Origin of the sequence: Sphingobium sp., assembly GCF_032153725.1 — a bacterium.
Classification (GTDB): Bacteria; Pseudomonadota; Alphaproteobacteria; order Sphingomonadales; family Sphingomonadaceae; genus Sphingobium.
This window is the reverse complement of record NZ_JALDYQ010000059.1, coordinates 1-25,724: the sequence shown is the minus strand read 5'-3', so window position 1 is coordinate 25,724 and position 25,724 is coordinate 1. Positions and strand designations below refer to the sequence as shown.

20 protein-coding genes are annotated in these 25,724 nt (G+C 61.2%); 9 read left to right on the top strand and 11 right to left on the bottom strand.

Going from position 1 to position 25,724, the window contains the following annotated elements; all coding sequences use genetic code 11:
* Positions 1-45: 45 nt before the first annotated feature.
* The 8 genes from RUH75_RS17425 to RUH75_RS17390 all read right to left on the bottom strand — a co-directional run bounded on the left by RUH75_RS17425 (position 46) and on the right by RUH75_RS17390 (position 10,446).
* Positions 46-375: a hypothetical protein gene (locus tag RUH75_RS17425; RefSeq protein ID WP_313808387.1), complete on the bottom strand. Its 330-nt coding sequence runs from the start codon at positions 373-375 to the stop codon at positions 46-48.
* A 163-nt stretch (positions 376-538) separates the two neighbouring features.
* Positions 539-847 carry a carboxymuconolactone decarboxylase family protein gene (locus RUH75_RS17420; RefSeq protein ID WP_313808385.1) on the bottom strand — a complete coding sequence of 103 codons (309 nt, stop codon included), beginning with the start codon at positions 845-847 and terminating at the stop codon, positions 539-541.
* 248 nt (positions 848-1,095) lie between these two features.
* Positions 1,096-2,274, bottom strand: a complete 1,179-nt coding sequence (gene bktB, locus RUH75_RS17415; protein ID WP_313808383.1) for a beta-ketothiolase BktB — start codon at positions 2,272-2,274, stop codon at positions 1,096-1,098.
* A gap of 16 nt (positions 2,275-2,290) precedes the next feature.
* Complete coding sequence (locus tag RUH75_RS17410; protein ID WP_313808381.1) at positions 2,291-4,360, bottom strand: 3-hydroxyacyl-CoA dehydrogenase NAD-binding domain-containing protein; 2,070 nt, start codon at positions 4,358-4,360, stop codon at positions 2,291-2,293.
* 14 nt (positions 4,361-4,374) lie between these two features.
* Positions 4,375-6,108 carry an acyl-CoA dehydrogenase gene (locus RUH75_RS17405; protein ID WP_313808379.1) on the bottom strand — a complete coding sequence of 578 codons (1,734 nt, stop codon included), beginning with the start codon at positions 6,106-6,108 and terminating at the stop codon, positions 4,375-4,377.
* Between the two features lie 110 nt (positions 6,109-6,218).
* Positions 6,219-7,964, bottom strand: coding sequence for an acyl-CoA dehydrogenase (locus RUH75_RS17400; protein WP_313808377.1), 1,746 nt, complete (start codon positions 7,962-7,964; stop codon positions 6,219-6,221).
* A gap of 8 nt (positions 7,965-7,972) precedes the next feature.
* The gene (locus RUH75_RS17395; protein WP_313808375.1) at positions 7,973-8,752 is read right to left on the bottom strand and encodes an SDR family oxidoreductase; all 780 of its coding nucleotides are present in this window, start codon (positions 8,750-8,752) and stop codon (positions 7,973-7,975) included.
* 416 nt (positions 8,753-9,168) lie between these two features.
* Positions 9,169-10,446, bottom strand: coding sequence for a hypothetical protein (locus RUH75_RS17390; protein WP_313808373.1), 1,278 nt, complete (start codon positions 10,444-10,446; stop codon positions 9,169-9,171).
* Between the two features lie 495 nt (positions 10,447-10,941).
* Between RUH75_RS17390 and RUH75_RS17385 the strand changes: the two genes are divergently transcribed.
* The 4 genes from RUH75_RS17385 to RUH75_RS17370 are packed head-to-tail and all read left to right on the top strand — an operon-like array spanning position 10,942 to position 16,490.
* Positions 10,942-11,634 (top strand): tetratricopeptide repeat protein, encoded by a 693-nt coding sequence (locus RUH75_RS17385; RefSeq protein ID WP_313808371.1) that lies wholly within the window; start codon positions 10,942-10,944, stop codon positions 11,632-11,634.
* A 2-nt stretch (positions 11,635-11,636) separates the two neighbouring features.
* Complete coding sequence (locus RUH75_RS17380; protein ID WP_313808369.1) at positions 11,637-14,450, top strand: response regulator; 2,814 nt, start codon at positions 11,637-11,639, stop codon at positions 14,448-14,450.
* Entirely contained in the window at positions 14,447-14,824 is a 378-nt protein-coding gene (locus tag RUH75_RS17375; RefSeq protein ID WP_313808367.1) for an Hpt domain-containing protein, read from the top strand. Before RUH75_RS17380 ends, RUH75_RS17375 begins: the two co-directional genes overlap by 4 nt.
* Positions 14,825-14,840: 16 nt before the next feature.
* Positions 14,841-16,490 carry a Glu/Leu/Phe/Val dehydrogenase dimerization domain-containing protein gene (locus RUH75_RS17370; RefSeq protein ID WP_313808365.1) on the top strand — a complete coding sequence of 550 codons (1,650 nt, stop codon included), beginning with the start codon at positions 14,841-14,843 and terminating at the stop codon, positions 16,488-16,490.
* 209 nt (positions 16,491-16,699) lie between these two features.
* Here the strand turns inward: RUH75_RS17370 and RUH75_RS17365 are convergent, their stop codons facing one another.
* On the bottom strand, positions 16,700-17,317 hold the full coding sequence (locus tag RUH75_RS17365; protein ID WP_313808363.1) for a hypothetical protein: 618 nt from the start codon (positions 17,315-17,317) through the stop codon (positions 16,700-16,702).
* 454 nt (positions 17,318-17,771) lie between these two features.
* Positions 17,772-18,524 (bottom strand): TetR/AcrR family transcriptional regulator, encoded by a 753-nt coding sequence (locus RUH75_RS17360; protein ID WP_313808361.1) that lies wholly within the window; start codon positions 18,522-18,524, stop codon positions 17,772-17,774.
* Positions 18,525-18,793: 269 nt separating this feature from the next.
* On the opposite strand from RUH75_RS17360, the gene RUH75_RS17355 reads away from it, so the two are divergent.
* The 5 genes from RUH75_RS17355 (at position 18,794) to RUH75_RS17335 (ending at position 24,155) form a co-directional block, all read left to right on the top strand.
* Positions 18,794-19,549, top strand: a complete 756-nt coding sequence (locus RUH75_RS17355) for a hypothetical protein (RefSeq protein WP_313808359.1) — start codon at positions 18,794-18,796, stop codon at positions 19,547-19,549.
* Positions 19,546-20,454 (top strand): hypothetical protein, encoded by a 909-nt coding sequence (locus RUH75_RS17350; protein ID WP_313808357.1) that lies wholly within the window; start codon positions 19,546-19,548, stop codon positions 20,452-20,454. Before RUH75_RS17355 ends, RUH75_RS17350 begins: the two co-directional genes overlap by 4 nt.
* Positions 20,455-20,482: 28 nt before the next feature.
* Positions 20,483-20,893 (top strand): DUF6152 family protein, encoded by a 411-nt coding sequence (locus RUH75_RS17345; RefSeq protein ID WP_313808355.1) that lies wholly within the window; start codon positions 20,483-20,485, stop codon positions 20,891-20,893.
* A 78-nt stretch (positions 20,894-20,971) separates the two neighbouring features.
* Positions 20,972-21,961: a hypothetical protein gene (locus RUH75_RS17340; RefSeq protein ID WP_313808353.1), complete on the top strand. Its 990-nt coding sequence runs from the start codon at positions 20,972-20,974 to the stop codon at positions 21,959-21,961.
* 94 nt (positions 21,962-22,055) lie between these two features.
* Positions 22,056-24,155, top strand: a complete 2,100-nt coding sequence (locus RUH75_RS17335; RefSeq protein WP_313808351.1) for a TonB-dependent receptor — start codon at positions 22,056-22,058, stop codon at positions 24,153-24,155.
* A 65-nt stretch (positions 24,156-24,220) separates the two neighbouring features.
* Here the strand turns inward: RUH75_RS17335 and RUH75_RS17330 are convergent, their stop codons facing one another.
* Positions 24,221-25,648 carry an MFS transporter gene (locus RUH75_RS17330; protein ID WP_313808349.1) on the bottom strand — a complete coding sequence of 476 codons (1,428 nt, stop codon included), beginning with the start codon at positions 25,646-25,648 and terminating at the stop codon, positions 24,221-24,223.
* Positions 25,649-25,724: the final 76 nt, after the last annotated feature.

The window sequence follows — 25,724 nt, the reverse complement described above, 5'->3', positions numbered from 1 at the left end:
GCGAAGAAGCTCGCCGCTTCTCAAATTGCGCGAAGCGCGTGGAAATCAGAGCAGGTTCGCGAGGCCGATAAGCGCGCAGGCGATGAGCAGCGCGGCAACGCGGCCGATCGACGGGGTTTCTCCCATCAGCGCGATCGCCATCAGCAGCGATCCGATCGGCACTGCTGCCGCGTTGAGGGGAACGACCAGCGAGAGCGGCGCGCCACTATGGATCACGCGCGTCAGCAGGCCGAGGCCGATCAGGAAAGCGGCTGCGCATCCAAGGGTGGGCAAGGGCGCGGCAAGCCCTTTGGTCGCCGGCATCAGGCCGACCCCGACGAGCTGCCCAGCCACGCCGCCCGCAAACAACAGGCCGGTTCCCCAAGTCATCGACATCTTTTCTCTCCTCGCAAAGCTGGGGCGGTTGGCGAATGCCGTTGCCACCCCAGGCAGACGGGTTGTCCGGGCGCGTCCGGCGCCGTGGCAGCCCGTCGAAATCCTGTTTGGTGAATGGCCGGTGACGGACGTTTCGTTGCCATTCCTCAGTAATGGAAATCTGTCAGCGGACCCGCGCCGCGAACGCACGCCTCGCGGCCGAAGCGGCGGACACGCCAGCCGGCCAGCCGCCGTAGAAAGCCAGATGCGTGATGATCTCGACAAGTTCATCACGGGTCACCCCGTTGTCCAGGGCCAGGTCGATATGGAATTCAAGCTGCTCCGGGCGCGAAAGCATGACGAGCGCGGCGACGGTGGCAATACTGCGGTCGCGCGCCGAAAGCGCGCTTCCCTGCCATATTTCTCCGTAAAGGAGGTCGTCCGTAAGCTCCGCCAGTTTTGGCGTGACATCGCCAAAGGCTGCTCGCGCCATGCCGCCCCCGCTCGTCATTCGATCGACTCCCTCTCTATTATACTCACAAGTATATTTATATGATTCGAGGAAAGGCGCAAGATATCTTAGACCGACGGCATTCATATGATGGCGAACCGGGCCGAAGGCCAGCGCAGCCAAAAATGGTGGTTTTCGCGACTTGAGGCGAGGCACGCGCCTCGCCTCAACCATGTGCAGGCCGTCAGAACCGAACGTCGATCAATCCTGTGATGGGTGTGACCTGCCGGTCATGTGCGTTCCCAGATCGCTGCGATACCCTGACCGCCGCCAATGCACATGGTGGTCAGGCCAAGGCGGCCACCGGTACGATGCAGTTCGTGGACGAGCTTGGTGGCGACGATCGCACCCGTCGCGCCGACCGGATGGCCGAGTGAAATGCCGCTGCCATGGGGATTGACCTTCGCCGGGTCGAAATCCAGTTCCCTCGCCACGGCACAGGCCTGCGCCGCGAAAGCCTCATTGGACTCGATCACGTCCAGATCGCCCACGCCAAGCCCCGCCCGCTCCAGTGCCTTGCGGGTGGCCGGAATCGGACCGATGCCCATATAGGCGGGGTCCACCCCGGCATGACCATAAGCGACCAGCCGCGCCAGAGGCTTCAGCCCATGGGCCTTCACCGCGTCCCCGCTCGCCAGCACGACCGCCGCCGCGCCGTCATTGATGCCCGACGCATTGCCCGCGGTCACGGTGCCGTCCTTCTGGAAGACCGGCTTCAGCTTTCCGAAATCCTCCGCCGCAGCGTCCATGCGCACGAACTCGTCGGTATCGAAGGGCACGGGCTTGCGCCGCACCATCACCTCGACCGGCACGATCTGGTCCTTGAAATAGCCCAGCGCGATGGCGTTCGCCGCCCGCTTCTGGCTCTCATAGGCAAGCGCATCCTGATCCTCGCGCGAAATGCCATAGCGCGCCGCGACATTCTCCGCCGTGACACCCATATGGATCGCCTGGAACGGATCGCTCAGCGCCCCGGTCAACCCGTCCTGCACCACCGCATCGCCCATCTTCTGACCCCAGCGCGCGGCGGGCAGGAAATAAGGCGCGCGGCTCATGATCTCCGCGCCCGCGCCCAGCGCGATATCGCAATCGCCCAGCATGATCGATTGCGCGGCGGTGATGATCGCTTGCAGACCCGACCCGCAAAGCCGGTTCACCGTGTGCGCCGGGGTTTCCTGCGGCACGCCCGCGCCGATGGCGGCGATGCGCGCGGCATAGGCGTCGCGCGGCTCGCAATGGATCACATTGCCCAGCACCACATTGCCCACCAGCGCCGCATCGATGCCCGCCCGCTCGATCGCGGCCTTCGCCACATGGGCGGCAAGTTCGCCGGGTTTCTGATCCTTCAGCGACCCGCCAAAGCTGCCAATGGCGGTCCGCGCCGCCGACACCAGAAAAACATCCGTCATGTCCCTGCTCCTGTCCTTAGATATTGAGATCCGCAAACCGCCCATTCCTGGCGGCGAGTTGTTCGATGAGCGGCGCGGGCGTCCAGGCCCAGCCGTTTCGGCCAGCGGCAAAGGCGTGAAGCTGATCAAGCACCACAGGCAATCCCATCAGGTCGGCCTGGAACATCGGCCCGCCGCGCTCGCGGCCGAAGCCATAGCCATGGAGATAGATCATATCGACATCGACCGGCCGATAGGCGATCCCTTCCCCCACGATCCGCGCGGCCTCGTTGATGAGCGCCAGCAGGCAGCGGCTGACGATCTCCTCGTCACCGATCGCGCGTCGGGTGAGGCCGATCTCCGCCGAATATTCCTCGATCAGCCTGGTGATCTCCGGATCGATTTCGGCGGTTCGGCCATCGGGATAGACATAAATGCCCCTGCCCGTCTTCTGCCCGAAGCGCCCCTGCTCGCAGATGCGATCGACCACGCCCGAATAGGGCCGGTCGGGCTGTTCGGCGGCGCGGCGCTTGCGGATGGCCCAGCCGATATCCTGTCCGGCGAGGTCCATGGTGCGGCACGGCCCCATCGCCATGCCCCATCGTTCCATGGCGGCGTCGATCTGCTGCGGCAACGCGCCCTCCTCCAACATGAAATAGACCTGGCGCAGATATTCCTCGAACATGCGGTTGCCGATGAAGCCGTCGCATACGCCCGACACGACGCCGACCTTGCCGATGCGCTTGGCAAGCGTCATCGCCGTCGCCAGCACGTCGGGGGCAGTCTCCTTGCCGCGCACCACTTCCAGCAGCCGCATGATGTTGGCGGGCGAGAAGAAATGCAGCCCTACCACCCGCGACGGATTTTGGGTCAGCGCCGCGATGGCGTCCACATCCAGGGTGGACGTATTGCTCGCCAATATGGCATCGGGCCGCGTGATCGCGTCGAGCGCCGAAAAGACCTGCTGCTTGACGCCCATCTCCTCGAACACCGCCTCGATCACCAGATCGGCGTCGCTGAGCGCGTCGAGCGCCGTCGCGGCTGTGAAGGCGGCCATGCGCGCATCGGCCACGCTCTGGTCGATGCGCCCCTTCTCGACGTCGCGCTGGATCGTCTTGCGGATGGTGGCCTCAGCCTTGGCCAGCGCATCGGCGCGCAGTTCCACCATGGTCACGGCCAGACCGGCGTTCAGCAGAGCCAGGGCAATCCCGGTCCCCATCAACCCGCCGCCAACCACGCCGATGCGCCGCACATCGCGCGGCCGGACATCCGCCGCCAGCCCCGGAATACGCGCCACCGTCCGCTCGCCAAAAAAGGCGTGACGCAAACCGCGCGAAGCATCGGCGTGCAGCAATTCCCCGAACAGCGCCGCTTCCACGACAAGACCGGCGGCAAGATCGTCGGACAGCGCCGCCACGCAATCAAGGATGAAGGCAGGCGCCTGACTCAATCCGCCGCGCAGCTTCGCGCGATGCTGCCTAACCACGTCCGCGACATCGGCGGGAACCGGCAGGGCGCCGCTACGCCGCAGCGGCGGGGCGTTTTCGGCCATGGCGATCGCCGCCTCCACGACATCGCCTTCGACCAGTTGGTCCACCAGCCCGAGCTTCAGCGCCCGCTCCGCCGTCACCGGCTTGCCCGACAGCATCATGTCGAGCGCCGGGCCTGCCCCGATCAGCCGCGGCAAGCGCTGCGTACCACCCGCGCCTGGCAGCAGGCCCAGCGTCACTTCGGGCAGGCCCAAACGGCTGCCTGCCTGCGCGATGCGATAATGGCCCGCCATCGCCAGTTCCAGGCCACCGCCCAGAGCCATGCCGTGGATCGCCATGATCACCGGCTTGCCGCAAGCCTCGATCACGGCCATCAGGTCGCGCACCTTGCCGATCTGCGCCGGATCGCCATCGAAATCGCTGATATCCGCACCGCCGCAGAACATCCGGCCAGCGCCTGCGATCACGATCGTCCGGCAGATGGGATCGTTCGCGGCCAGCCTGACCAATCCCGTGAGTTCCTCGACAAAGCCGTTGCCAACGGACAGGGCGTTCACCGCCCCGTTGGACAGGCGCAACACCATGGTCGCACCCGCATGCATGATCTCCACAGCCATGAAATCCCTTTCCTTCAGAAAGCTTCGGCGCCCAGCGCCATGATCGACGCCTCGCCCGCGGTGATGCTCGCCACCAGCCCGTGCGCCTGCGGCAGCATCCGCTGCGCGAAGAAATCGGCCATGGCACGCTTGCTTTGATGCAGGGCGCTGTCGCCCTGTGCGGTGGTAGCCATGCGGGTCCACATCCATCCCATCGACACCAGGGCGAAAAGGCGCAGATAGTCTACTGCCGCCGCGCCAGCCGCGTCCACGCCCGCACCGCGCAACGAAGCGGTCGTGGCGCGCAGCAGGTCCAGCGCCTCCCGCACCTTCTCCGCGACCGGATGGCCCTCCGCCATGCTCAGATCGGCCGCGATCAGGTCGAAAAAGCCCTCGGCCACTGCCCCGCCCGCCAAAGCGAGCTTGCGTCCGACAAGGTCCATGGCCTGCACGCCATTGGTGCCCTCATAAATCTGGGCGATCCGCGCATCGCGGACATATTGCTCCATGCCCCATTCGCGAATGTAGCCATGGCCACCGAACACCTGCTGCGCCAGCACAGCGCTGTCGAAGCCGAAATCAGTGAAGCCCGCCTTCACCACCGGGGTCAGCAGCGCGACCAACGCATCGGCCTTCGCCCGCTCGGCCGCATCGGAATGATGATGCGCGCGGTCCAGCTGCAACGCCGTCCACCCGGCCAGCGCCCGCCCGGCCTCCACAAAGGCGCGGATATGGAGCAGCATCCGCCGCACATCGGCATGCTCGATGATCGCCACCGGCCCGCGCGCCGCATCCGCGCTGCTCCCCTGAAGCCGCTCCTTGGCATAGGCCGCCGCCTGCTGATAGGCCGCCCCGGCAATGCCCAGTCCCTGAATGCCGACCATCAGCCGCTCCGCATTCATCATCGTGAACATGGCGGTCAGGCCCTTGTGCGGCTCGCCCACCAGCCAGCCGGTCGCTTCGTCATAATTCATCACGCAGGTCGGCTGGGCATGGATGCCCATCTTCTTTTCCAGCGCGCCGACCGACATGCCATTGCGGACCATGAAGCCGCCCTCCGCATCCGGCAGGAACTTCGGCACCAGGAACAGGCTGATCCCCTTCACCCCTGCCGGGGCATCCGGCAGACGCGCCAGCACCAGATGGACGATATTGCCGCCGAAATCATGGTCGCCGGAGGAAATGAAGATCTTCTGCCCGGTCACGGCGAAACTGCCGTCGCCATGCGGCACGGCCTTGGCCTTGAGCAAGGCGAGGTCGCTGCCCGCGCCGCTTTCGGTCAGTGCCATGGCGCCGGTCCATTCGCCGCTGACCATCGGTGGCAGATATGTGGCCTTCAGCGTATCGCTGGCATGGGCGGCGATCGTCTCGCAAGCGCCCCGCGTTAGCCCCGGAAACAGGCCGAAAGACAGGTTTGTCGCGGCCATCATCTCGTCCAGCCAGAGCTGGAGGATGAAGGGCAGCCCCTGCCCACCATGTTCGGGAGCCGCCGACAGCGACGTCCAGCCCGCTGCCGCAAAATCACGCCAGGCTTCGGCAAAACCAGCCGGCGTCTCCACCCGGCCGTCGACCAGACGGCTGCCCTCCTCATCAGCATGACGGTTCAGCGGGTGCAGCCGCTCGGCACACATCCGGCCCGCTTCCTCCAGCACGGCGGCGGCAAGGTCCGCGTCGATGTCCTTGCCCACATCCGCCATCGCCCGGTCAAAACCGAGCACCTGGGTCAGCAGGAAGCGGTAATCATCGATCGGCGGGACATAGCTGAACATCGATCTACCTTCATGATTGGAGACAAATTCACGCAAATCATCATTCGAAATCAACGATGTTAAACGTCGAATATGATTTTCATGTCTGAATGCACCAATGATCTGACTGATCAGAAAATTTCCGCAGCCGCGCCGGAGGCAACATCGCTTCCCGCACAAATTGCCGGGAGAAGCGCCAATGCCTGCGGCAGCTCGAACTCATAGAAGAAATGACAGGCCCGCCTTTTCCCATCGACGAAATCATTGCGGGAATCACCCAGATGATCAAGACGAAGAGTAACAAGCGCCTGCTCCAGCCACAGCCAGGCGACAACGACATGCCCAAACAGTCTCAAAAAAGGTGTCGCGTTGTCGAAGACTTTCGACTGGTGAAATCCCGACAAGGTTGTGATCGCATGCTCAATCGATGACCATGCTTCGGCAAGGCTGGCCGCCTGCTCCTTAAAATGGGAATGCGCAGCCGCCTCTCCGACAGTCGCCGCGATCTTTCGTCCAAGAATAGGAATGCCCTCCCCATCCTTTAGAATTTTCCGCCCCAAGAGATCTTTTGCCTGGATGCCCGTCGTTCCTTCGTGAATCGGATTAAGGCGATTGTCCCGCCATAATTGCTCGACATCAAAATCACGGGTGTAACCATAGCCACCATGTATCTGGATAGCGATGTCATTCGCCGAGAGGCCGTATTCCGACGACCAGGTCTTGGCTACTGGCGTCAAAAGTCCCAAAAGAGCATCGCTGTCGGCGTCACTGGAGGCTTCATCCACAAGGCGGGCGCAATAGAGGGTAAGAGCGAGCGCGCCCTCAACATAGGATTTTTGCTGCAAAAGCATATGCTTGATATCGGCATGCCGAATAATCGGGACCTGCTCCCTCTCTCCGGTGCCCGTCTCGCGTCCCTGCAACCGTTCTCGCGCATAAGTCGTGGCCAGTTGATAACTGCGGCCGGCGATTGCCGCGGCGCCGATGCCGACACTGATGCGGGCTTCATTCATCATCATGAACATTTGCCGCAAACCTTGCCCGGGCTCACCGATCAGCCAGCCGACCGCGCCTGCCTCTTCGCCGAAATTGAGGAGGCAATTGGCCGTGCCGCGATATCCCATTTTATGATTGAGGCCCGCGACGCGAATGTCATTTCGGGATTCATCGGGAAGAATTTTCGGAACGATGAAAAGCGATAGCCCCGCAGTACCTTTGGGCAGGCTATCATCGGCAAGCGGTATTTTAGCGAGCACCAGATGAACGATATTCTCCGACACATCCTGATCGCCGCCAGAAATCCACATCTTGTTTCCAGAAAGCCGATAACGTTCGCCCAACTGGTCCGACTGGTCGAACACGGCCCGCGTTCGCACCTCGTCCAGGCTGGAGCCTGCCTGCGGTTCCGAAAGGCACATCGTCCCGAACCATCGCCCGGCAATCTGCGGCTTCGCGAATGTCTCGATCTGCGATTCCTGCCCGAACGTCGCGATGAGACGCGCATTCGCCACGGTAAGCATGGGATAGGCGGCGGTGGAGATGTTCGCCGCCGCAAAAATGGCGAAGGAAGCCGCGCACACGGAATAGGGGAGTTCCATCCCTCCATGTCGCTCCGGAAAGCTGGCGGAAAAGAGGCCGAGTTCAGCATATTGCCGCAGCGCCACGCCTATTGCCGGATGAATATGCACCCTGCCGTCTCGCAGATACGGTTCCTCGATATCTGCCGCCTTATAGTGCGTCAGGAACTGGTCGGCGGCGAGCCGTTCGGATAGATCAAGAATTGCATCGACCGTCTCGCGATCGGCTTTCTTGTCAATTTGAAGCCAGTCGTGAAGAACGAAGTCAATATTGCGGCGAGACAGAGAAGTATCGTTCATGAAGCGCCTCAGATGATCGTGGTGCCGCCGTCAACGACAAGGATATGTCCGGTGATATGCGCACCGGCGTCGGAAGCGAGCAGAAGGGCGGGGCCCATGAGATCGGTTTCGCCGCCCAGCTTCCCAAGCGGCGTCTGCCTGATCAGTTCAGCCCCATAAGTCTCAACCGTCGATGCTGTCATCTTCGATGGAAAGAAACCCGGCGCGATCGCATTGACGCGAATATTATAGCGACCCCATTCAGCTGCCAGCGCACGGGTCATGTTGATCACGGCCCCTTTGGCCGTATTATAGGCGATCGTGCCAAGCCTGTCGGAATGATGACCAAGCAGCCCTTCGATCGACGCTATGTTCACGATCACTCCCTGACCCTGGGGGATGAAAGCATCGCGCGCGACAGCCTGCGTAAGCTGGAACAGGCCGGTGACATTGAGATCGAGAACCTTATTCCATCCTTCTACCGGATGCTCCTCCGCCGGCGCGCCCCAGGTCGCACCGGCATTGTTGACGAGAATATCTATTCGTCCGAATGCTTCCTTCACCTGCCTTACGAGCACATCGGCCGTGCCGCCGGACCCAAGGTCGCAGGCAAAGGCCTGCGCACGCACGCCCTTTTTCATCAGTGCCTCAACTGCCTCGACCAAATCCCGCTGATTGCGGGCGACAAGAGCAACCGTGGCCCCACTTTCACCGAGCGCGGTAGCGACCTGGAGGCCCAGGCCACGTGATCCGCCCGTAACGATGGCCACACGACCGGTAAGGTCAAAAAGACTGGCAACCGTAATCATGCATCAAACTCCCCCAAATCACGCCTTGTCCGACCAATCCGATCCGTCGAGGTTTCGACACTGCGCAGCCCGCTGGCACCGCGATCGACCGGTTCCGCCGTGGGATGAGCAAGCCATATTCTCTTTTGAAATCTTGTTCTTTATTTCCGCACTCGTCGCCATCGGCTTGGCGAACAAGTCAGGGCACCGTCACAGGACCGGCCAAGCCATCATTTTTTGAAACAGAATCAACATGCCGATATCTCTCCATCAGAGCGAATGTCGGAATTGTGACGCATCAGAACGAAGTGCCCAGATCAAGCCCGGCACTTGCGTAGCGGCACGACCAGCCGTTGTCATCACACCGAATCCGTATGTTCGATGACCCCTTTAAGGGCGGATCAGGTCTTCGGTCAAGGTACTTTTGAAAATATGTACTACTTCAGGGAGGGCCAACGTCGATGGGTTAAAACCTCGAAAAACTCGGCCCGCGTCTCCATAAGAACCTCAATTGGAGCGCCAGATGCCATCGCCCGCACCAGAATTCCGATGAAGAGTGCCTGGAAGAAGATGCCATCCTGGAAGGAAATGCCTTCGAGAATGGCCGCGCGCCGCTGCCAGGCCGTCGCTTGGTCAACTATCATACCAGCGACTTCAGGCCGAAGTGCTGAACTGCGCGCCGCTTGCAGCCAGAGCGAATAAAAGGCAGCCGACGGCAACCTGAATTCGGTCGCCTCCTTTATGAGAATCGTCGCCGACATGTCAGCAATGATCGCAGGCGTCATTTCGGTACTCCGGCTAAGCGCCGCGACCGCCCGATACCGTTCTTTCGACGCGCGAAACAACTCGCCCTCCGCAACCCGCATCAGATCGTCGATCGAGCTGAAATAATAAGCGGGAGCCGTCAGGGCGACCCCGCTTTCGGCCGCAACATTGCGGTAGGTAACAGCACCGGCGCCATCGCGATTCAGAATGCGGATGGCTCCTCCGATGATCTTTGATCGCGTTTCCAACGCCTTCCTGCCGAAACGGTGCTCCGCTTCCGCTGCGATATTGGGATTGGCCTCTATTCCCCAGACTTTGCAGGGATCGTCCGACAACCAAAGGGCCTCCACCTGCTTTTCCCCCAGGCCGAGCGCCAGGATGATGAAATATAATCCGATCGTCGTGTCACTAACAGCCTGGATAGCTTCCCAGGAAAGCTTTTCACCCATGGCGGCCGCAACTGCCCGCCATGACTCCGCCAATTCGCCAAACCATTCGGAGGCAAGCTTGTGGCCATCCGGCGTCCGCGCTGCATCAAGAATGATCTCGCACCATGCGATGCTTTCCGCTCGACCGAGTCCAACCGCATTGAGCGCCAGCTGCGCTGCCAATCCAGTCAGTGAGTTGCATGACCCTTTACTCTCCCGATAAATTTCGGCGGAATGAGCGAAGGATTCCAGATATCGCTTGAGCAGAGCTTTAGAAGCGTCGGTTACCAGGGCGTTTTTTGTGTCATAGTGATAGGTGGTTGCCGAAAGGGACACCTTGGCAGCAGCAGCCACGCGACGGTGTGTAATGCCGCCCATTCCCACCTCGGAAAGTACGGCTACGACCCCGGCAATCAATCGCTCGCGTGTTTTAGCGGCGCGCAGAGGCAAGCCAGCCTCCACGGCATGAGCCTGGGCGTCCTTTGATTCAGTAGCAGGCTCTACTGCAAGGCGGTCTGTCACGTCGGATATCCAATGCATATAACTGCAACATAACTATATGGTCATGTTGGATAAAATTACAGATGATGGCGGCATCAGACGATTTTTTTACGCCAAATTGCCGATCAGTTCATTTCCTATATCGCGTTTTTGATCTGTCCCCCGCCGAGTAGACCGATTGGTTTGTTAGAGGATTTGACCCGCTACCGCCATATCCGGGTGGAGATGAACCGGAGGCCGACTATCTCGATGATGAGCGTAATCCACTAACAAACCGGTCCACTCAGGCGCGCTTCAAGGGCTCCACGCCGCCTTCGCCCCCCTCGAGCGATGCAAAAGATCAAGCCTTCCAGCATCATCTAGGTTAGAATGGGCTCTGCTCGTCCATTCTGGACTCGATCCGGCACGATATGCCGGAGAGGTGCCGTCATGTGGGGTCGGAGCAGGAAGGCAAAACCCCGGAGGCAGGGGTCAGGCGCGCTTGCCGCATTGCCCGCGCTTTGCCTTCGGCCGGCGTTGTTCTTCAGCCTGCTTCTGACCGCCCTTCCCTGCCTCGCCGGCCCCTTCGAAGATGCCGTTACCGCCTATAGGCGCGGTGATTATGCCAATGCCATGCGTCTGTTCCAGTCTTTGGCGGATCAGGGTGATCCACGCGCGCAAAACAGCCTTGGCCGCATGTATCTCCGCGGTCAGGGCGCGGGCCGGGATTACAAGGAGGCGATGAAATGGTTTCGCCGGTCAGCTGCCCTTGGCGTGGCCGACGCCCAGTTCAACATGGGCGAAATCTATTTGCGGGAATTTGGCGTCGATCAGGATCTGGTGGAAGCCGCGCGATGGTACACAAGGGCCGCCGAACAGGGGCATGTCGGCGCGCAATTCACCCTGGCCGTGCTTTACATGATCGGCAGGGGCGTCACCCGGAACCCGCAAAGAGCGGCCTATTGGTTCGAACGCGCGGCGGCGCAGGGATATGCCGATGCGCAGGTCGAACTGGGCAATATCTATGGCGCGGGCCGGGGCGTTCCCAAGGATTCGGTTGCAGCCTATAAATGGCTAGCCCTTGGTCAGGCCAATGCCCGCAAGCCGACGCTCCGCGCTACGGCCGCCCGGAATCTGGAACGCCTGTCGCGCGGCATGACAGCGGCGCAGATCGCCGAAGCGCAGCGGCAGGTCCGCGAATGGCAGGCCGTGCCTGCGAGAGGCGGTTAGCCATGGGCGAACCAGCCCCCTTCCCATCCCTCCATTCCGCGGCGACCAGCTCCGGCAGCTGGCTGAAGCTGGGTGGCAGATATTGGTTAGCCCTGTTGGTGGGCGTCGCCAGCCTGCTGCTCACGCTGGGCGCGTGGCATTGGCTTTCGCTGGAGCAGGGCCGGTCAGCGGAAACGGAATTCTCTCTGGAAGCCGAACAGCGCGCCGAAGGCATCAAACGGCAGTTCTTCTCGGAAACGAGCGTGATCAGGGCGCTGCTCGGTTATTATCAGGCATCGGGCGTCGTCGGCCGCGATCAGTTCAAGGCATTTTCCAGCGTATATCTGACCGGGCTGTCCAGCCTCGATTCCATCCAGTGGGTCCCCTATGTACCAAGCGGCGAACGTTCGGACCGGGAACGGCAAAACACAGGCCAGATTGACGGCAATTTCCAGTTCACCCAGATGGACGCGAAAGGAACGGTCGTCAGGGCGGGACCGCGCGACGCCTATTTCCCCATATCATATGCAGAAACGTCGTTCGGCAGCGCGCGGGAGATAATTGGCTTCGACTGGGGATCGGACCCCTTTGCCCGGGGAGCGATGCTGGCCGGCCGCGACAGTGGCGAGATCAACGCCGCCGCGCATATCCGCCTGCCGCAGATGGGCGATGACGCGCCCCGCATCGCGGTGTTCGCTCCGGTCTATGATGGCGGCAGGAAGGAGATGGCCGTCGATCAACGGCGCGCACATCTCCAGGGTTTCGTGGTGGCCGTGCTGCGGATCAGCGATGTGATCCAAAGCGCGATCGACCTGATGCCCAGAAAGGGCGTTGACCTCTATCTGCTTGATTCCTCTGCTCCTGCCGCGCAGCGGGTTCTGCTGTCGATCCCGGCGCCCGGAAACAGGACGAAGCGGCAGCCCGGCGCCGGTCCGGCGATGGACGCGGACCTGTTCCACTCCAGTTCGCTGGTGATCGGCAACAGTGTCTTCACCATCTACACCGCCGCGACCGATGCCTATGGCCGCAAGCGCGGCGCGACCACCCCTACCATCGCGCTGGCCGGTGGCCTGGCCGTTACCCTGATCCTGTTCATCTACCTGATTTCCCTCGCCAACCAGCGCGCGCGCACGGAACTGATCGTGGCGCAGCGCACGGCGGAACTGCGTGGCGTCAACATGCGGCTGGAAGAACGGACGATCCAGCTGGAGGAATCCGAAACCGAATTGCGGGGAGCGAAAAACAAGGCGGAGGAGGCCACGCGCGCCAAGAGCCAGTTCCTCGCCAATATGAGCCATGAAATCCGCACGCCCATGAACGGCGTGATCGGCGCCGCCGAATTGCTGAGCGATACCCGCCTGAATGCGTCGCAGCGCGAATATCTCACCATGATCACGCAATCGGCCGATGCGCTGCTCCATCTCATCAACGACATTCTCGACTTTTCGAAGATCGAGGCGGGACGGCTGGAACTGGAACATGTCGCCTTCAGCCTGCGCGATGAGCTGGCCGACACCTTGCAGGCCTTTGCCGGGCGCGCCACCGAAAAGGGGATCGAACTCGCCTGTCATGTCGCGCTCGACGTGCCCGACGCGCTGGAGGGCGATCCGCATCGGTTGCGGCAGGTGGTGATCAACCTTGTCGGCAACGCGCTGCGCTTCACCGATCGGGGGGAGGTCGTGATGGACGTGGCGGTCGACCGGATGGAAGAGAATGAGGTCCGGCTGCATCTGGCGGTCAGCGATACCGGCCCCGGCATAGCGGCAGACAAGCGGAAGCTGATTTTCGAAGCCTTTTCGCAGGCAGACACATCCTTCACCCGCCGCTTCGGCGGCACGGGCCTTGGCCTCACCATTGCATCTCAGCTGGTGCAGCTGATGGGCGGGCGGCTGGAACTGGACAGCGAGGTCGGCCGGGGCAGCGTCTTTCATTTCACCATCCCCTTCGCGCTGGCGCAGGGCGAACCGGCCCATGAACCCGCCGAGCAGCCCTCGCTGCATGGCCTGCCGGTGCTGATCGTCGACGACAACGCCACCAACCGCCGCATATTGGAAGAGATGATCCGGGGATGGGGGATGAAGCCGCTGGTCGTCGAGAACGGCGCGAAAGCGCTGGCCGCGCTGCGCAATGCTGCGGGGATCGGCCGTCCCCTCCGGCTGGTTCTGCTCGACATGATGATGCCGGGGATGGACGGTTTTGCTGTCGCAAGGGAAATCGCGCAGGGCCGCGCGGCCCAGCGTCCCGCCGTGATCATGCTCTCCTCCGCGCAGAAGGACGAAATGGCCCGCCGCACCGGAGCGACCGGCATCGGGGCCTTCCTGCTGAAGCCGGTGCGCCAGTCCGAGCTGCTGGAAGCCATATTCGCCGCGCTGAAGGTGACGGTGCGCGAGGAAACCGCCCTGCCCGAACCGGTGCCCGAGGACAGGCCATCGCTTCATGTGCTGGTCGCGGAGGATAATGCGGTCAACCAGCGCCTTGCGCTGCGCCTGCTGGAAAAGCGCGGGCACCGGGTGAAGATTGTCGGCGACGGCGCGCAGGCGGTCGAGGCACTGATGCAGGACAGTTTCGACGTGGTGCTGATGGATGTGCAGATGCCGGAAATGGACGGTTTCCAGGCGACTGCCATCATTCGTGAACGGGAACGCGGCACGGGGGAACATATGCCTATCGTCGCCATGACGGCGCATGCGATGCGCGGCGACCGCGAACGATGCCTGGAAGCGGGGATGGACGATTATATCTCCAAACCGCTGCGGGCAGAGGATTTCTACGAGGTGGTGGAGGGGCGCTTCGCCAGCGCTGCGAAGCCCCATAGCGAGGAAGGGTCCGGGCCATGAGCACGCTTCTTGATTGGACCAAAGCGCTTCAGAATGCCGATGGTGACGAGGAATTGCTGATCGAGCTTGCGGGCGTTTTCATCGACGAATGCCCGGAGATGATGCGGCAGGCCCGCGCCGCGATCGACGGCAGAAATGCGCGGGAGCTTCAGCGCACCGCGCACAGCCTGAAAGGATCGGCGCATCTCTTCGCGGCTTCCGAGGCAGGCGCGGCCGCCTTCCGTCTGGAGGAAATGGGCGCGGAAGGCAATTTCCGGGATGTGGAGGACGGCTGGAACCTGTTGCGCTTCGAAATCGACGGGCTGCTGGGCGAACTGATCGCGCGGGTGGGCGACCGCAAGTCGGATGAGGCCAAAGACACGCAAAATTCGTGAAATGGGGTGAAACGCCATGACGCACAAACGCATCACCGTTCTGCTCGTCGAGGATAATCCGGTCTATTCCCGGCTGATTGAGAAGCTGCTCGCCCGGTCCGACAATCCGGTGTTCCAAACGGTGCAGGCCGGCACGCTGGAACAGGCGCTGGAGCGGCTGGGGGTGGGCGGGATCGATGTCGTCCTGCTCGACCTGATGCTGCCCGACAGCATGGCGCTGGACACTTTCTACCGCGTCCGGGCGCATGACATGCAAACCCCCATCATCATCCAGAGCGCGATGGATGATGTCGGCCTTGCCAGCAAGGCGGTGGAAGGCGGGGCGGAGGACTATCTGCTCAAGGACGGCATCAACAGCGCGACGCTGATCCGCTCGATCCATTATGCGATGGAGCGGACCCATGCGCGCGGGGCCGAATGGTCGTCATCCATGCTGCACCTCGCCCAGCAGCAATTTCTGAAGGCCGCCCATATCGCGGGGCTGGACCCCAATATCCGGCAGCGACTGCTCTTTCCCGAACGGACGCAGATCGCCGCCCTACCCTTCAGGCGCGATGGCATCGATCAGGTCGAAACGGTCTTCGCCTATCGGGTGCAGCATGTGCTGACCATGGGACCGACCAAGGGTGGCCTGCGCTATCATCCCGACGTCAGCCTGGGCGAAGTCGCCGCCCTTTCAATGTGGATGACCTGGAAATGCGCGCTCGCCAAACTGCCCTTCGGCGGTGCCAAGGGCGGGGTCCGGGTCGATCCGGCCGCGCTCAGCAAGGATGAGCTGGAGCGGCTCACCCGCCGCTACACGTCGGAATTCATCGGCATGATCGGCCCGGACAAGGACATTCCCGCGCCCGACATGGGCACCGATGCGCAGGTCATGGCCTGGATCATGGACACCTATAGCGAGCATGTCGGCTATTCCGTGCCGTCAGTGGTGACGGGCAAGCCAGTCGTGCTGGGCGGATCGCTCGGCCGTCATGAGGCGACAGGCCGCGGGCTTGCCTATCTGGTGAGCGAAACCTGCCGGCAGATCGGCCTTGACCTCAATGGCGCGACCGCCGTGGTGCAGGGCTTCGGCAATGTCGGCATGCACGCCGCGACCTTCCTGGCGGAAGCCGGGGCGAAGATCATCGGCATCAGCGATGTCAGCGTGGCGCTGCACAATCCCAAGGGCCTGCCGATTGATTTGCTCAAGAACCATGTCCGCCAGCACCGGCAACTGTTCGGCTGCCCCCATGGGGAGATCATCCCCAGCCGCGACCTGCTGGAACTGCATTGCGACATATTGGCGCCCTGTGCCCTGCAGAACCAGATCACGGCGGAAAATGCCTCGCGGATCAACTGCCGGATCGTGGCGGAAGGCGCCAATGGGCCGACGACGCTGGAAGCCGACGATATGTTGCAGGCGCGTGGCATCATCGTGCTGCCCGACATATTGGCCAATGCCGGAGGCGTCATCGTATCCTATTTCGAATGGGTGCAGGGCCTTCAGAACCTGACCTGGCCTCTCGAAGAGATCAACCTGCGGATGCGCGACCTGTTGACCGACGCGCTAGCCCGCACGCAACGCCGGGCGCAGGCGGAAAAGGTCGACTTGCGCACCGCCGCAATGATCGAGGCATTGAGCCGCGTCGGCGCAGCCAATCATTTGCGCGGACTATTCCCATGAGGAGTCCTGATCGGGAGCTTCCCGCCCGATCATGCCGAAGCGTTACGGAACCAGAATAATGAGGAGAATGGTCCACAACATGATCGGCCTCGCCAAATAGGATATGACTTCCAGAAAGGACGGTCCGGCCCGGCGGGATCGATCCGGCCCATGCGCGGCACGGGCATGACGGTTCCTGTCGATGCCATGGAACCGTCATGCCTCGCCGGTCAGCGGTGCGTCACGGTCGTCGTGGTTTTCTCGACGACGGATGAGCGGGCCGGGCTCGCCGCTTTGCGGACGACCTTTCGTTTCGCGGGCGTCGCCTTGCGCGTGACGACGGGCCTGGACTTCACCGTTTCGGTCGTCACCGTTGTGGTGGTGGGCGCAGGTGGCGCCACGGCAGCCGCGCGCGCAGCCCGGGCGTCCGCCGCGGCGGATGCGGCCGCGCGTTCGGCAGCATCCGCGCGCGCATTTGCGGCGGCGGCATCCTGTTGGGCCGCAGCAGCGGTTGCCGCATGAACGTGCGCGTCCGCATCGGTTCGGGCCGTGCTCTCGCCGATCGCCGTGTCCGCGAATTGCTGGGCTTCAACGGCCGCGCGGATGGCTGCTTGCTCCTTGCCGCTCTTGAGCTGCTCCTGCGCGAGACGCAGGCGCGCCTGCGCCTTGGCCAGCACCGCCGGATCGAAGTCCCCGGCCTTCAACTTTCCCGCTGCGTCAATTTTCCCCTGGGCCTGTGCAATCGCGGCAAGAGCCCGCTCCTCATCGCCGGCCAACGCCGGCGCTGTCGCCAGGAATAAAGCCGACGCAGCAGCGAAAGCACGCATGGAAAGGCTGATCTCACGCATATACTCTCCTGTATTTGTTTTTTCAGGGCTGATGGAAAACGACTAGCCGGTGGCTGTGTTCCACGAAATTCCTCCGTCATCGCTGCGCCTGTTCGCATGATCTGCGTTTCGTGCAAGGAAGAAGGCTGTCTTCGGCCGTGAAGACAGCTATGATTCCAGCGCAGTTGAGGTCACGGATATATTTTGCAGCCGATCCACCGGCCCGCCTATATGCAAGGGCGTATGACTTAGCGCATATGGCGACATTCGTTGCCTGCGACTAACATATGTCATGGCCCTTACGGCACTCAAGATTGTCCTCCTCGGCACATTATTTGTGGCGTTGATAATCGCCATTTTTTGATGGTTGCAGGGATTGACGACGTCATCCCGTTCAACGGTGAGGGCCGACCGCGCTCGAAGCCGCGGCGACACCCTTCTGGACGGAGCAAATCCAATTCCGGCTTACATGACATCATTCCAACGCTCGCAGCCGGTCTTGCAGCAGTTGCTTTTCCAGGGTGATCTGGACAACGGCGCGACGCAATGTTGCGTTCTCCTTCGTCAGTTCACTCCTGTCACTTTCGAAATCAGTCTCCAATCCCTCGGCCGAACCCGATATCGGCGTGCCAATGCCATTCATGACAAGATCAAGAATAAAATCGGCGAAAGCGTGTCGTTCATTTTCACGATCAAACCCGGATTCCTTCCCAAGATTGATTACAGGCTGCTGTGATCCGAATGCGTCACAGATCGCCACGATGGCAACCATCAGCCACCGGCCGGAAACGGCGCGAAGTTCGCCAGCTCGACAACCTGCGTCCACCAGCTGGTCGTAGGCGGAAATGCCCGAACCCACCACCTGCCTGAAGAGCGGTTCGGAACCGGGCAGTTCCTGATTGACGACCGCGGTGACCAGACGATGGAAATAAGGAAAATCGTCGCCCATTTTCAACAATATATCGATACGGGAGCGAATCTGTTCGCGGGAATTCCCATTCGTGCTGCTGAGCGCATCCCCGACCCGCCGCTGATAATCCTGGCACAGCTTTTCCGTCGCCATGATGAGGAGGTCGGAGACATCCGCGAAATAATAACCTACCAGCGAAGGATGAACCTGGGCGGTGCGCGCAATTGCCACCTGTGTTATTTTTTCCGGCGGCGTGTCGCGCAAGAGACGACAGGCCGCTTCGATCAGGGCGTCCCTTCCATTGCCATTATCCTGCATCGTGCGCGACGTTCCGCGGATACGTCGAGGCTGGTGTCTCCTTCGCCCGGAAGAGACGTTGGTTGATATATCGACTGGCGCTTGCGTATCCAAAACCTGTCCTCGCACGATTGAACATCATTGATGTCGTAACGTGACCATCGCTGACATCTTCAGCAATTACATATCCGTTATGCGATTGACCAAAAATTCAATGCGGCTCTAAATATTTTCAACTCGGATTTAGCAACCCGCGCGACATGGTTGCAATGCATCCAGGGAGAAGATGAATGAGACGTCTGTTCCTGCCGGTCCTTGCCGGCATGGCTGTTGCAGGACTGGTATCGATCGCTGTGGTGCGGCAAGGCGCAGCGGCGTCTCCACCAGCCAATCCGGTGGCGCCCCTCCCGGAACTCGAAAAGCTTCCTGACCTTCTGGGAACCCAGTGGATTCCTGAAGGAGTGGGAGATAGCGAGGTGACCCGCCTTGCAACCATCCCGTTGCCTGCCGCCAAGCCAGCTTACCAGCAGGAAATGAAGAAGGCCCTTGCTGGCCTGAAGACGGGACAGGTAAAGCCCATGTCCGCGGACTGCCGGCTAGAGGGCATGCCCCGGCTCGCCTGGTTTCCTTATCCCCTGCAGTTTCTATATGGCCCCGGCGCGGTCATGATCCGCGCCAATGGCTTTGTCCGGGGTGTCGCCACAAACAGTCTCAAACACCCCGATGAACTATTCGACAGCAATGCCTTGCAGGGATTTTCCATCATGGGCGATCAACGCGCTTCATGGGAAGGCGACACGCTTGTCATCGACACGGTCAAGGTTCGGGAAGACCGTGACCTCTTCTACGGCTTGCCCTTCGATCCGGATCTGCATGTAGAGGAACGCTACCGGCTGACCGGCCAGGACATGCTGGAGCGTGTGACGACCATCACCGCCCCCCATGTCCTGACTGCTCCATGGGTCGTGCGGACCCGATACCGGCGCGGTCCGGACGCCAGCCTTGCCAATTACAACTGCATGCTGCCCGGGGAGCCCGTCACATGAGGAAAAATCGAACGGCCATCGGGCCTGGCGTGGCACTCGTCCCCTTGCTGCTGCTCGGCGCATGTGGCGCTGCCAGCGGCAACCCCGCAGACATCAGGATCGCGGCGGACGGAAAGGTTGAAATTCCCGGAAATCTCCGTGCGCCCGCGAAAGCGGAGGGAGCAGTGATTACGCCGGCCATGAACTGGCAGGGCATTTCGAAACTGCCCAAAATCTGGGGCGTCGCCTGGAAATCGCCGCAGCGCTTCGATGCCAAAGCCGTCACACTCGACCAGATCGACTATCCGCCGCTCAAAGCCGATGCCATGGCCCAAGCGAAAGCACGCGTGGCCGCCTTCCTTGCCGGAAAGGCGGAATTCCAACAGGCCTCCTGCAAGCCGTTCGGCATGACACGAACCATCTGGTACACCTCGGCGCCCACCTTTCTCTTCCAGCCGGGCGGCAGGCTGGTCCTGTTTCAGGCGGAGTTCCGGGAAATATGGATGGATGGACGTCCCCACCCCGCTCAGATCGAAGCCAATGACAACAGCGCCAAATATCTGGGTCATTCGGTGGGCTGGTGGGAAGGTGATACGCTCGTGATCGACACGGTCGGCATTCATCCCGATCACGAACTCTTCTATGGAGTGAAGAATGGCGGCGAACATGTGCTGGAACGCTGGTGGCTCGGCAAGGATGGCAATCTTCATGTGAAGATGACCGTGGACGCGCCCAATGTTCTGGAGAAGCCGTGGGTATTCGAAAAATATTATGAGCGCGGAACCGGTGTGATCGGGACCGATCTGTCCGGTGGAACCGGCGGAGCCAGAAGCATGATGTGTGATCGCGCCGACGCCCGCCAGAAAGTCGCTGCGGATGGCGAAGTCCAGTTGGACCTTACCCCCCCACCGCCAGGAATTCATTGAAACGCAAAAAACAGGGGGAGCAATTCCGATGAAGTTCTTGAAGATGGCAGTGCCATTGATCCTCGCGGCAACAACGATGCCCGCCAGTGCGCACCATTCCTTTGCGATGTTCGACAAAAGCAAGGTCGTGACCATAAGCGGCTCTCTCTACGCCGTCGAATGGAAAAACCCGCATGGCTGGTTCTGGATCAAAGTCCAGACGCCTGATGGCCGGGTCCAGACCTGGGGGTTGGAGGGAGCATCTCCGGGCGTTTTTGCGCGCGAAGGCGTGAAGAAGAGCGATTTCATTATTGGCGAGAAGGTAAAGGTCGATCTTCATCCTCTTCGCAATAATCAGACAGGCGGACAATTTCTGCGACTGACGTTTCGAAACGGGAAGCAGGTCGGAAAGCTGACCGGCATCGGAGATGAGTTCAGGAAAAAGGGATATATTCGCTAAGACGTAGCTGAACTCGGAACAAACCCCGGACGGATTTCTTCGGGAACCTGATTCCTGGAAAAAATGGAGAATCATGCGATGCCTGTTCATAAGGGCGGAAGGCGATATCTGCTGGCCGGCGCATTCAAGATCATGGCCATCTCGACAATGGCCTATGCCACGGTGACGCCGCCTATCCAGCCGCCTGCGGTCAATGGACCAAACACGACCGGCCCCGTGAAGCTGACCGATCCATCGGCTGACCGCAGCTCCAGCTGTTCGGAAACCTGCCTGCGCGCCGTCGCTGACAGCTACTTCAAGGCGCTGGAGAAAAGAGACTATAGCAAGCTCACGGTCGCGCCAAATCTGATCGTGACGGAAAATGGCCAGGCATCGCGGATCGGCGACGGACTCTGGCGCGTATTGGAGAAATTCAACCAGCCCGCGACCTATTTCTTCGATCCGGTCGCCGGGCAGGTCATCGCGCTGACGACAATCGAGGAAAGCGCGCACCAGCCCTTCATTCTGATGGTCCGCCTGAAAGTCGAGGAACGCCGCATCGCCGAGGTGGAAACCATGCTGACTTCGGATATCGACGCGGGCCAGCATTTCCAGCCCGACAATGTCGCCAGACTCGACCCGGTCCTGACCCAGACACTGCCCCAACAGGAGCAGCCCAGCCGGGAGGAACTGATCGGCTATTCCGACGCATGGTGGTATGATGCAGGCAGGGGCATGACCGCTGGCGCGGACTGCGTGCATTGGGAAAATGCCGAACCGCTTCCGATGTTCAAATGCCCATTGGGCAGCAGACGCAGCCCGACCGCTCTTTCCTATGCCAACCGGGCCTTGCGCAACGTCGTGATCGATCCGCGAAGCGGCCTGATCATAACCTATCTGCTCAGCGACACCACGCCCTATCTCAATCCCAATCCGCCGGATTTCGAGCGTACGCCGCTTTTCTACCGTCAACCATTGACCACATACAAGGTGCAAATCCTGAAGATCGCCAAGGGCGGCGTCGTTCACGCCCATCACGTCTTCATGAACTATCAGGCCGCAGGTCTTCGGGCGATCTTCGAGAAATAATCACAACCACATCCTTAATGGGAGGGGAATAATGCACGTTTCATATTGGATTTCTGCGTCTGCACTCGCTCTTGCCTGTGCCTCTTCACCGGCATTGGCTCAGGAAGACGGCAAGGCCGTCAGGAACGGCGATGGCATCGCGGACATCATCGTCACGGCCGAACGCCGTGAAACCAGCATACAGAAGACGGCCATTTCCATCACCGCGCTTTCCGGCGAGGAAATCATCAAGCGTAACCTGAACTCCGTCGACAATATCCTGCGCGAAGTACCGTCAGTGGTGCTTCAGGGCAATGCGAACGGCGCCTATGTCTATATTCGCGGTATCGGTTCCCAACAGGATACCGCCATTGGTGGCCCTTCGGTGAATATGAATTTCGACGGGGTTTATCAGCAGCAGACCGACGCGCCCTTTTCGTCCATCTATGACCTGGAACGCATCGAAGTGCTTCGCGGCCCCCAGGGCACGCTCTACGGCCGTAACGCCACGGCGGGATCGATCAACATCATCACCGCCAGTCCGACGCTGGACGGCGTCCATGCGCGTGGCAGCTTTTCCTACGGCAATTACGATGCCGTCCGTGCGGAAGCCGCGCTCAACGTGCCGCTCGGCAGCACGATCGCGGTGCGCTTTGCCGGCATGATCAATCGGCACGATGGCTATATCCAGCCCAGCGGCTATGACGACGCGGACGATACGGGTGTCCGTGCGAAGCTATTGTGGCAACCCTCCTCGGCGGTAAAGCTCGTCCTTGGCACCGAATATCTGCATGTCGGGGGAGTCGGCAACGGCGCAGTCGATCCATTGGCCACGCATCCGGACGATGCCTATTACAGCACCGCTCCGACCGGGATCACTGATCTGAGCTATCGTCGCTATTATGGAGAACTCAATGCCGATCTCGGCTTCGGCACGCTGACCATCCTCCCCGCCATTCAGCGATATGAAAAATTCGACAACAACGTCATCATCAACTATCCGACGCCCGCCGCAACCTCTTCGGCCGGTGGCGTGAACGAAACGCAGCATACGTTGGAAACCCGGCTCGCTTCCAATGCCGGCTCCCCCTTCACCTGGCTGATCGGCGGCTATTACCTGCACGCCATGGGGACCAATCCCTATTATGTCAGCCGCATATCGGTGCCCAATAATCCCCTGACCTACCCCTATCTTTCCGGCAGCGATACAAAGTCCTACGCCGCATTCGGCCAGGTCACGGTGCCATTGACGGAACGATTCCGCGCGACCGCGGGCCTGCGCTTCACGCATGACCGCAAGTCGCTGACGCGACAGGCATCGGCGACGGCATATACGAAACCGACAAGCAGCTTTGATTCCGTGACCTACAAGGCTGGCTTCGAATATGATGCCGCCCCCCGCACGATGGTCTATGCGAACATCTCCAGCGGCTTCAAGGCGGGAGGGCTCGACCAGAATTACAATTCGTATCGCCCCGAGAAGCTTCGCGCGATCCAGGGAGGCGTGAAGAGCCGTTTTCTCGAGAACAGGCTCCAGATCAATGCCGAGGCGTTCCACTATTCCTACAAGGATTTCCAGGCCCAATATGGCTATCGCTGCCAGAATAGCGTGGCCTGCCCCACCATCCTCAATTTCGCGAATACCATCGTGAACGCGGGCTCGGCCAAAGTCTATGGCGGTGAACTGGAGATATTGGCCGAACCGGTGCGCCATGGCCGGTTCACGGGCAGCCTTGGTTACACCCACTCCCGGTTCGACCGGCTGGTCATCGTGCCCGGCACGGCGAACAACTCACCCGCGGGCTGCGCCACGATCACGACGGCTCATCCGACATATACCTGCACGGTGCAGGCCAATCAGATCCTGACCGGGGAAGCACTCGCCAACGCACCCAAATGGACGGTGTCCGCAGGTTATGAGCAAGGCTTCGAATTGCCCAACGGCCATCGCATCACCCTTCAGGGCGACACGCGCTATACATCCGGTTACTGGACGCTCTATCGTCGACCACCGCAAGTGCCGGCGGAAAGCTTCCAGTCCGGCTTCTTCAAGGTCAACGCCAGCATCAGCTACAGCGGCACCGACGATGCCTGGAGCGTACGGGCATTTGTCCGCAATCTGACGAATAAAGCCGTTGTGACATCTGCCGTGGGCAGTTCCCTGACGCTTGCGCCGCCCCGAACCTATGGCGTCCAGTTCTCAGGCCGGTTCTGACTCTCCGCCTGCCCCGCCGACTTCATCACGGCGGGGCCTTTTTCCTGAGGCGTGTTCGTCACAGGTCATCGGCCATAGCCGCTCTGTTCCGCCCCCACGTCCATGCGCAGTTTGAGGAAAGGCCAGCAGGAGGCCAGGCCCAGCAGGCTGATGAGGATCAAGGCGATCTGGCAATCCCAGGGCTCGATACCGACTGCGCCCCGGCTGTAAAGGCTGAGGTCGAAGATCGCGATCACCGCGGATATGCCCAGCGCCTGCGACAGTTGAATGGAAATCTGAAGGATCGTCGTGGCGCTCGCCATATGCGGCTGTTCCAGTTCCGCGAAGGACAGGCTGCCGGTGGCCGCCATCAGAAACGACCGGAAGCAGCCGCTGATGTAGAGAGTGAATGCCATCAGCCAGAGCGGCGTTTCCCGCGTGAACAGCGCGCAGCTGGCGATTGCAAGGCACATGCCGATCGTGCAGCCGATCAGTACCTGCCGATGCCCAAATGTCCGGAATACGCGCGTGACGAAAGGTTTCATCGTCAGGTCACCCCCCGTATGCCCCAGGAACAGCAGGCCTGAAACAAAGGCGCTGTAGCCGAAGCCGATCTGCAACAGAATCGGCAGGATGAAGGGCAGCGAGGCGATGGGAATACGGGCCAGCGGCGCGCCGATCAGCGTAACCAACGCAAAAGTCCGGTTGGCGGCCGGCTGCAAGGAGATAAGCGGGAAGGCCGCACGTCGGAAATGACCGATGGCAATGCATGCGACGGCAGTGCCGCACCCCAGCAGCGCCAGCGCCAGCATGGTTGGAAACTGGTGACCACCCAGTTCGCTCAGGCCGAATATCATCGGCCCCAACGCCATCACCGACAGCAGCAATCCGCGATAGTCGAAGGGTTGGCCTTCGCCCCTGGGATCGGGCAGGACTTGGTACGCCGCCAGAGCCCCGGCCAGCCCGATCGGAATGTTCAGATAGAATATCCAGGGCCAGCCCATATAGGTGGCGATAAATCCCCCCAAAGGAGGCCCGATGACCGGCGCCAGCAACATCGGCGCGCTGGAGATATTCATGACGCGCAGCAGTTCGTGCCGTTCCGTGCTGCGCACCAGGATCAGCTGACCGACCGGCCCCATCAATGCGCCAGCCATGCCCTGCAGGAAGCGGGACAGCACGAATATCGGCAGGGAAGGGCTGAGTCCACAGAAGATGGAGGTCACCACAAAGGCCAACAGCGCAAGGATGAACAGCTTGCGTCCGCCGAACCGGTCAGCGAGCCACGGACCGACGGGGATCACGATTGCAGCAGCCAGAACATAGGCGGTGATGCCGATGCCCAGCTCCTGCGCCGTCACTGAAAAGCTCCTGGCCATGTCGGGCAGCGCAACTGCGATGACCGCGCTGTCCAGCATCTGCATGAAGGAGGCAACGGCCACCGTCAGCGCCAGCGGCACGATGCTCCGCCGTTCCGAACGGGAATCGTCATGCCCCATCGGCAGCTCTGCCATCATCTCATCATGCATGGTGGCTCACACCCGTTCTATTGCGATAGCGCTGCCTTGTCCCACGCCGATGCAGAGTGTT